Below are 728 nucleotides of genomic sequence, written 5' to 3'. Positions count from 1 at the left end.
GTCTATAGAAACCTTCCCAAAAACATCATTGCTACAGCTGGCATTGCCCAGGTTGTCTATGTAGGCGTAGCCGTAACTACTTCCAGGTTGTTGGATATCTGACATCGCAAAAACTACCGTGGCGGCTTGCCCGGCAATGCTACTGGTATCCAATTCCATACACGTCCAAAGCGTATAATAAAGATCTAAACCTCCAGGGGCTTCTATAAACCGGCATGAGTTGCGCTCGAAAGCAATGCACTGCTCACTGACCAGGTTATTGTTTTGATCCCATATTTGTACCTTAAAAAAAGGAAGTACAATGGAAGATGGACTGGCATTAATATCATCCTCCAAGGCTAAGGCATAATCAAAGGAAAAGCTTTGCCCGGCAATGATTTCTTTTGTCATCACACTAAGGCTTCCTTGAGTACGCAAATCGTTTAAACCGATAGCCCGCTGATTATAAGGGGTATTGGGTTCTACCCTGATTTGAGTTGTAGAAGAACCAGACATAAAACTATCGGGCCCTGGGGTTAGTATATACGCATGATAATTAAAGGCGTTGTTTGGATCATTATGACCATTAACAGGGTCTAAGCTTGCTAAGTTTTGTAAAGGAATACTGTTTAAATCGGTTTGGCATTGTTGCATCCCAGGTGGGTTCACTGCAAAATCATAATACGCAAAACTATAACCCGAGGCCGTCGAGGTGGTAGCATCGCGTTCAAAGCCCCCGTTGGGCACAC

Annotated in this window: 1 protein-coding gene; it reads right to left on the bottom strand. The window is 44.1% G+C overall.

What is annotated here, in order from left to right; all coding sequences use genetic code 11:
• The coding region (locus tag ACH2AZ_RS12460) for a hypothetical protein (protein WP_394908096.1) at positions 1 to 728 on the bottom strand (728 nt) is incomplete at both ends.

The sequence above is a fragment of the uncultured Mesonia sp. genome (genome assembly GCA_947499595.1).
Lineage (GTDB): Bacteria > Bacteroidota > Bacteroidia > Flavobacteriales > Flavobacteriaceae > Mesonia > Mesonia sediminis.
Note: the sequence above shows the minus strand (reverse complement) of the source record. Positions and strands in the feature narration are given on the sequence as shown.